A 7,563-nucleotide genomic window follows, 5' to 3' on the forward strand; every position below is an offset into this window, starting at 1 on the left:
ATCCCTTAGTTGGCCTCCTTCCAGTTGTGGCCAATTTGAATGTCCACCACCAGCGGTATGGAAAGGGGCACTGCCTCTTCCATTTCTCTTTGAATGAGGGGCCGTAAGTCCTGCCATTCGGAGGGCTCTACTTCAAACACCAGCTCGTCGTGAACCTGCAAAAGCAAACGCGAGCGAAAATGCTGCAGCTTTTCCTGCAAGCGCACCATGGCCACTTTGATGATGTCTGAGGCGGATCCCTGAATGGGGGCGTTCACCGCAGCCCGCAGCTCGGCCTGTTTGCGATGGCCGGATAGCTGAGACAAATTGGGGAAATAGCGACGGCGGCCCAAGATGGTTTCCACATAGCCATGTTCTTCCACAAAGGCTTGGGTGGCGCGGAGATAGGCAAAAACGCCGGCGTAGCGCTCGTTAAATCGCCGCAAAAATTCCTTCGCCTCCGCTAGAGAGACGCCGGCAGTGCGGGCAAAACGCTGCGCCCCCATGCCGTAGATCACCCCATAGTTAATCGTCTTGGCCAGGCGGCGTTCTTCGCTGGTTACTTCTTGTTTTTCAAAGAGCAAGCGAGCGGTAAGGGTATGCACATCTTCCCCAGAGCGAAAGCACTCGATGAGGGTTGGCTCTTGGCTGAGGTGGGCCAGGATGCGCAGCTCAATTTGCGAGTAGTCAGCCGAGGCCAACAGCCATCCCTCCTGGGGAACGAAGGCCTGGCGAATGCGGCGGCTAAACTCGCTGCGGATGGGGATATTTTGCAAATTGGGGTTGGAGGAGCTGAGCCGGCCAGTGGCAGTAACGGTCTGGTTGAAGCTGGTGTGCACCCTACCCGTATCGCGTCTTACCAGAGCCGGCAGCGCGTCCACATAGGTGGATTTGAGCTTGGCCAGGGTGCGGTACTGGAGAATGGTTTCAATGACTGGGTGATCCCCTTCCAGCTTTTCCAAAACCGAGGCGTCGGTGGAGTAGCCGGTGGCCGTCTTGCGAGTTTTTCGGATATCTAGCTTGAGCTTTTCAAAGAGCAGGGATCCCAGTTGTTTGGGAGAGTTGAGGTTAAACACCTCGCCTGCTTGAGCATAGGCTTTCTGCTCTAGACTGTGTAGCTCTTTTTCCAGCTCCTGGGAAAACTGCCGAAGAAACTCAGTGTCGATGCGGATGCCGACCCACTCCATTTCTTCCAAAACATGGGCCAAAGGCAACTCCACTTGGACAAAAAGATTCCAGAGGCGTGGGTCAGTCTGTTGCAGCTTTTCGGTGAGGATGGGCACCAAACGATAGGCGCAGTAGGCATCGGTGCCGCAGTATTCTGCCACTTTGGCAATGGGCAGATCGGCGAGGGACTCTGCTTTGCCCAGCAACTTTTCGTAGCTGGTGGTGGGCAAATTTAAATAGCTAGCTGCCAAGTCGGCCAAGTTGTGGCTGGCCTCTGGATTGAGAACGTAGCTGGCCAGCATGGGATCAAATTGGATCCCTTGCAGGCGGATGCTATGGGCGCGAAAAATGCTGAGATCATACTTGCAGTTTTGCAGGCTTTTGGGCCGATTGGGATCCTCCCAAATGGGCTGTAGACTCTGTTTGACCAGGTCCCAGTCCAAGTTGGATCCCTGGCGATGGCCAAGGGGCAAATAGGCAACATCCCGTTCTGACCAGCAGCAGCCAATCCCCACCAGTTGGGCGTCGCGGGGATCCAGACTCGTGGTTTCTGTGTCCCAGGCTACGATCCCGGAACAGGCCAACAGCTCCTGCCGCAACAGCTCCAATTTCTCCGCTGTATCCACGATGCACACTGCTGGCAAAGAGGGAGCGGGAGCAGCGGGAAAATCAAACCAAAGAGCCTCGTCGTAGGTAGAGCCATCCTTTGAAGTTGTCCTTGCTTGAGAGGCTTGGGCTGGGATCCCGCCCAAAGTGGCTTGCAGCTTGCGCACTTGAGCAATGAAACTGCGAAACTCCAATTTCTCCAGCAGCGGCAGCACTTCCTCTGGGTCAAACCCAGTTAACCTCATGCTCTCCCAGTCAGGCGAAAGGGGGACATCGCAGTGAATTCGAGCCAGAAATTGGGAGTGCTGGGCTGCTGGGATCCCTTCCCTGAGGTACTGCTGGATTTTGCCAGGGATCTCCCCCAGATGGTTGAAAATCTCCTCCAGGCTGCCATAGCGCTGCAAGAGCTCCGCCGCTCGCTTGGGGCCGATCCCCTTGACACCGGGAATGTTGTCGGAAGGGTCACCGCAGAGGGCTTTGTAGTCGACCACCTGCCAAGGCCAGATGCCGAGTTTCTCTTTGACCTCTTGGGGGCCAAATTCGCTGACGCGATCTTTGCTGTTGAGGTGCAAAACCCGAATCCTTCCCTCGCGGTCAATGAGTTGAAACAGATCCTGGTCGCCGCTTAAGATCTGCACTCGATACTCGTGGGGAGCAAGCCGACAGAGAGTACCCAGAATATCGTCGGCCTCAAAGCCAGGCACCGCCAAAATGGGAATGCGCAGCGCCGCCAACACCTGCTGGAGGTTCTCCACATCCTCAACGAACTCCGGCGGCGTTTCCGGACGGCCTGCTTTGTAGGTTTCATCCGCCTCGTGGCGAAAGGTGGGCTGCCGGGTATCAAAGGCAACAGCTATGTGGGTGGGGGGGTATTTCTCCAAGACCTCCAGCAGCGATTTCAAAAAGCCAAAGCTGACACTGGTCGGGATCCCCGTGGAGGTGCGCAAGCCCCCCTCGCGGCTGTAGGCAAAGGCATAAAAAGAGCGGTAGGCCAGGGAGTGGCCATCGACCAAGAGCAGCCGGGGAGTTTGGGAAGCCATCGGCCCAGACCAAGAACTGAGTCCAGCCTATCCAAAAGGGATCCAACAGAGGATCCCTCCCTAGGGCTGCCAGGGAAACTGGCGAAAGTTGGGGGGGCGCTTCTCCAAAAAAGCCCGTTTGCCCTCGGCCGCTTCCTCGGTCATGTAATACAGCAGTGTCGCGTCCCCGGCTAGCTCCTGCAGCCCCACCTGGCCGTCGCAATCGGCGTTGAAGGCGGCCTTGAGGCAGCGGATGGCCAGGGGGCTGTGCTGGAGGATCTCCCGCGCCCAGCGGATCCCTTCTGCCTCTAGTTCCTCCACGGGCACCACCGCATTGACCAGGCCCATCTCCAGCGCCTGGGCGGCTGTGTACTGGCGGCAGAGAAACCAGATTTCGCGCGCTTTCTTCTGCCCCACCACCCGCGCCAGGTAGCTGGCCCCAAAGCCGCCGTCGAAGCTGCCCACGCGAGGCCCGGTCTGGCCAAAGATGGCGTTGTCGGCGGCAATGGTGAGATCGCAGAGGAGATGCAAAACATGGCCTCCCCCAATGGCGTAGCCGGCCACTAGGGCAATCACCACCTTGGGCAAGGAGCGGATGAGGCGCTGCAGACCAGTTATAATCCATCCCATCCGTAATATTTGATAACAATTTGGCGTCCTGAGCATTAAAACTTGCTTAAGGCAGGGGCGCCGTCGGGTTGCCTTTGCGTTTTAATTTAATTGAATTGAGAATAATATTTATTATGTTCAGGTCTAAAGTTATTACAAACGCCACTAATAATCAAGGAGGTTCTGGTGCCACATTCAGGGAGTCAGCCGGGAAATAACGGTCAAAAACTGGGTTTTACCTATGTCAACGAGGCGGCAGTGAGCCGGGCTAAGCCGGGAATTGCTAGTGAAGGTAATTTGCAAATAATGCCCCTATCTCAAATGCGGGCAGGGGAACGGGTGCGGGTGGTGCGGGTGGATTGCGGCGAGGCGAATCCCCGGTTGGTGGGCATGGGCATTACCCAGGGGGCGGTGCTGACGGTGCTGAGCCATCTGGATTCCGGGTCGGTGCTGGTGGAATGTCAAGGTCAGCGGTGGGGGTTGGGGGCGGGTATGGCGGAACGGATTGGTGTCGAGCGATGGGAGGCGGCAATGCCCAGGATGACCTTGGGGGAGGCGACTATTGGCAGTCGGGTGCGGGTGGTGGGCTATGCGCCGGGAGCGGGGGATTACAAGCGGAAATTGCTGGGGATGGGCTTAACGCCGGGGACGATCCTGCAGGTGAAACGCCATGCGCCCTTGGGAGACCCGACGGAAATTGAGGTGCGGGGGTTTGCCCTGAGTCTGCGCAAAGGGGAAGCAGCGGCATTACAGGTAGTGCCGGTGGAGGGAGAAGCAAATTTAGGGAGCGATGGGCAATGAGCAAGCGGACGATTGCCTTACTGGGAAATCCCAACTGTGGGAAAACGACCCTATTCAATGCCTTGACGGGGGCGCGCCAACGGGTGGGGAATTGGCCCGGGGTGACGGTGGAACGCAAGGAGGGCACCTACCGGGATCAGGGGCAAACGGTGACGGTGGTGGATTTGCCGGGGATTTATTCCCTGGATGTGGCAGCGGGGGGCACGGGGCTGGATGAACAGGTGGCACGGGATTACCTGCTCAGCGGTGAAGCCAACCTGGTGGTGAATATCCTGGATGCCAGCAATCTGGAGCGGAATCTTTACCTGACGACCCAGCTTTTGGAAATGGGGGTGCCGCTGGTAATTGCCCTGAACATGATGGATCAAGCGGAAGGGCGGGGGATACGGATTGACGTGGCTGGTTTGCAACAGCGGTTGGGCTGTCCGGTCGTGCCTTTGTGTGCCCATCGGGGGCGGGGGGTGGCAGAACTTAAGGCAGTCATCCGGCAGGCATTGACCCAGCCGCAGGGGGCGGGGGTGCGCCCTGTTTATCCCCCGGTGATCGAGCAAGCCTTTACCGAACTTTCCCATACAGCAGGTCTGGGTTCCCCTTGGGCGGTGCTGTACGGGTTGCAAGCGGTGGATGGGGCGAACGTTGCACCGGTGTTAGAAACCCATCGGCAGGAGATTTTTCAAACCTTGGGGGAAGACATTGACCTCTTGGTTGCCGATGTCCGTTACACCTGGATTCGGGAGGTGATGGGGGCGACGGTCACTTTCGCTGGGCAGGTTAGCCAAACGCTTTCGGATCGGATTGACCGCTGGGTGTTGCACCGGTGGCTGGGGATTCCCATCTTCCTCGGGGTGATGTACCTCATGTTCTTCGTGGCGATGAATGTGGGGGGAGCCTTTGTGGATTTTTTTGATATAGGGGTGGGCACGATTGCGGTGGACGGCACGGCGCATGTGTTGCAACAACTCCACGCTCCCGGCTGGTTGATTGGGCTGTTGGCGGACGGGGTGGGGGGTGGCATTCAAACGACGGCGACCTTCATTCCCCAAATTGGCTTATTGTTTGTCTTTTTATCGGTGTTGGAGGATTCCGGGTATTTGGCGCGGGCGGCGTTTGTGATGGACCGGCTGATGCGGTGGATTGGCTTGCCGGGGAAGTCCTTTGTGCCGATGCTGGTGGGGTTTGGGTGCAATATCCCCGCCATTATGGCGACCCGTACCCTGGAAAATCGGCGGGATCGGTTGATGACGATTCTGATGAACCCGTTTATGTCCTGCGGGGCGCGGCTGTCCGTGTATGCCCTGTTTGGGGCGGCGTTTTTTCCGAAAAATGCCCAAAATGTGGTGTTTCTGCTTTACCTGATTGGCATTGGGGCGGCGGTGTTTACGGGTTTGGTGATGAAAAGCACCCTGCTACAGGGGATAGCGGCTCCCTTCATTATGGAATTGCCGCCCTACCATTTGCCCACGCTCAAGGGGGTAGCCATCCACGCCTGGGGACGGTTGCAAGCGTTTATTACCAAAGCGGGGCGGATGATTATCGTGATGGTGGTGATTTTGGGCTTTTTAAATTCGGTGGGAACGGATGGTTCCTTTGGGAAACAGGACAGTACCGATTCCCTGCTCAGTGCGGTTGGGCGGCAGATTACGCCGGTATTTGCACCGATGGGCGTGCAACCGGAGAATTGGCCGGCAACGGTGGGGATATTTACCGGGACGTTTGCCAAGGAGGTGATGGTGGGAACCATGAATTCCCTCTATGGGCAGTTGGCGCAGGCGGAAGCAGCAGATAGTGGGGAACCACCGGCGGCATTTGACCTGTGGGGTGGTCTCCAGGAAGCAGTTGCCAGCATTCCCCAAAATTTTGCCGCCCTAGGGGAGCAGTTGCTGGACCCGCTGGGGATGGGGGTAGTCCGCAGGAGTGGGGATGAGGAGGCAGTGGCGGAGGAATTGGGGGTGCAGACGACTACCTTTGGGCAGATGGCTTCCCGCTTTGGCAGTACCACGGCGGCGATTGCGTTTTTGCTGTTTGTCCTGCTGTATTTCCCCTGTGTATCAGCGACGGCGGCAGTCTATCGGGAAACCAATCTAGGCTGGACGGTGTTTATCGCTTGTTGGACAACCGGGCTGGCCTATTGGGTTGCCACCTTTTATTACCAGTTCATGACTTTTAATGAACACCCCGCACGTTCCCTGTTGTGGGTATTGGGACTCATGCTGGTACAGTTGGGGGTTTTGTGGGGATTGCGTGCCGTCAGTAGCCCCCGTTTGCGGCGGGTACCCTCCGGGAGGTAAGGGATGCTCTTGCAAGACCTACAACGTTATCTGCAAACGCACCGGCAAGTTTCGTTGACCAAATTATGTCAACACTGGCAAATGGATGCCGATGCCCTCCGTCCGATCCTGGATGTATTAATTCGCAAAGGGCGGGTGCGCCCCGTACACCAGCGGAAGTGTGGGGGCTGTCACTCCTGCGCCTCAACGGATTTAGAACTGTACGAGTGGGTAGAAAAACCATCTTAATGGGGGATCAATTTTAGGGATAAGTCGTGTTGTTCAGAACGTTTTTCAGAATAAATTACGAGCCAACCGAATGTACCAATTAAGTGAATTGTTGGAATTTCTGAGTAATTTCTAAGTCAGCAAAACGGCGAATAAACCGCACAGCGCAATACCATCAAAAACCCCAGCCCCACCAATACTAAGAATGCCTGGAGTCATCCGCTCAATTTGGGGCAGGTGTAACAGGTCAGCCCCAATTAGTGTTGCCAATACACCGCCAGCAAAGGCAATCGGTGCTGCCACAACATCAGACCCCGCCGTTAATAGCACAGAAGTCATCGCCGCCGTTAGGGGAGCAATCAAGGCATTCATTTGAATCCCAATCCCCGGCACCACCTGGACAGAATAATAACTAACTATTGTCACCACAGCCGTGACAAGCACAATCAAAATTGGCGAAACACAGGTAAACTGATAAATGGCCAATAGGGTTGGAATCAGACCACCCCCGACATTCAACGCCACAATCGTTTTCTGTTCAATTCGCCTTAAGGGAATACCCCAAAAGAAGCGCATCGTCCACAATCGATCCAAATCAGGTACCATAGCTACTTTGGAAACTCTCTCATAAAGGGGGATATTAATCGTACTCTCAATAATTACTAGGGTCAGCAGCACAAGAGATAGGTTAGGAGAAAATTCGAGCTTTGCAACAGCAACTTGAACCGCATCTAGGGTAACCACCAACCAGAGAAACGGGAAGGCTAAGAGCAGGAGTAAAAAGAGTAGATAGGCAGTCGCTTCCCTTCGGGGAAGTGGAATTAATGGAAACTCTGGTCGTACAGCCGCTGAATCGCACAGCACAGGCGGGTCGCTTCCCTTCGGGG

4 protein-coding genes and 1 pseudogene are annotated in these 7,563 nt (G+C 56.1%); 2 read left to right on the forward strand and 3 right to left on the reverse strand.

Annotated elements, in window-relative coordinates; translation table 11 throughout:
- Positions 1-5: 5 nt before the first annotated feature.
- Positions 6-2,792, reverse strand: a complete 2,787-nt coding sequence (polA, locus tag SYN63AY4M2_RS04695; RefSeq protein WP_099887242.1) for a DNA polymerase I — start codon at positions 2,790-2,792, stop codon at positions 6-8.
- 60 nt (positions 2,793-2,852) lie between these two features.
- Positions 2,853-3,380, reverse strand: a pseudogene (locus tag SYN63AY4M2_RS04700) (enoyl-CoA hydratase-related protein); the annotation flags it as partial.
- Between the two features lie 306 nt (positions 3,381-3,686).
- On the opposite strand from SYN63AY4M2_RS04700, the gene SYN63AY4M2_RS04705 reads away from it, so the two are divergent.
- Both SYN63AY4M2_RS04705 and feoB read left to right on the forward strand, forming a co-directional pair.
- Positions 3,687-4,181, forward strand: a complete 495-nt coding sequence (locus SYN63AY4M2_RS04705; protein WP_099887243.1) for a FeoA family protein — start codon at positions 3,687-3,689, stop codon at positions 4,179-4,181.
- On the forward strand, positions 4,178-6,469 hold the full coding sequence (gene feoB / locus SYN63AY4M2_RS04710) for a Fe(2+) transporter permease subunit FeoB (RefSeq protein ID WP_099887244.1): 2,292 nt from the start codon (positions 4,178-4,180) through the stop codon (positions 6,467-6,469). The genes SYN63AY4M2_RS04705 and feoB overlap by 4 nt, the downstream gene beginning before the upstream one ends.
- Before the next feature lie 339 nt (positions 6,470-6,808).
- Here the strand turns inward: feoB and SYN63AY4M2_RS04720 are convergent, their stop codons facing one another.
- Positions 6,809-7,540: a DUF1614 domain-containing protein gene (locus tag SYN63AY4M2_RS04720; protein ID WP_240527952.1), complete on the reverse strand. Its 732-nt coding sequence runs from the start codon at positions 7,538-7,540 to the stop codon at positions 6,809-6,811.
- Between the last annotated feature and the right edge of the window lie 23 nt (positions 7,541-7,563).

The sequence above is a fragment of the Synechococcus sp. 63AY4M2 genome (genome assembly GCF_002760475.1).
GTDB lineage: Bacteria > Cyanobacteriota > Cyanobacteriia > Thermostichales > Thermostichaceae > Thermostichus.

Excerpts from the sequence above, each read along its gene's own strand:
- polA (WP_099887242.1), bottom strand. The coding sequence starts at position 2,792 with ATGGCTTCCCAAACTCCCCGGCTGCTCTTGGTCGATGGCCACTCCCTG.
- SYN63AY4M2_RS04705 (WP_099887243.1), top strand. The coding sequence starts at position 3,687 with ATGCCCCTATCTCAAATGCGGGCAGGGGAACGGGTGCGGGTGGTGCGG.
- feoB (WP_099887244.1), top strand. The coding sequence starts at position 4,178 with ATGAGCAAGCGGACGATTGCCTTACTGGGAAATCCCAACTGTGGGAAA.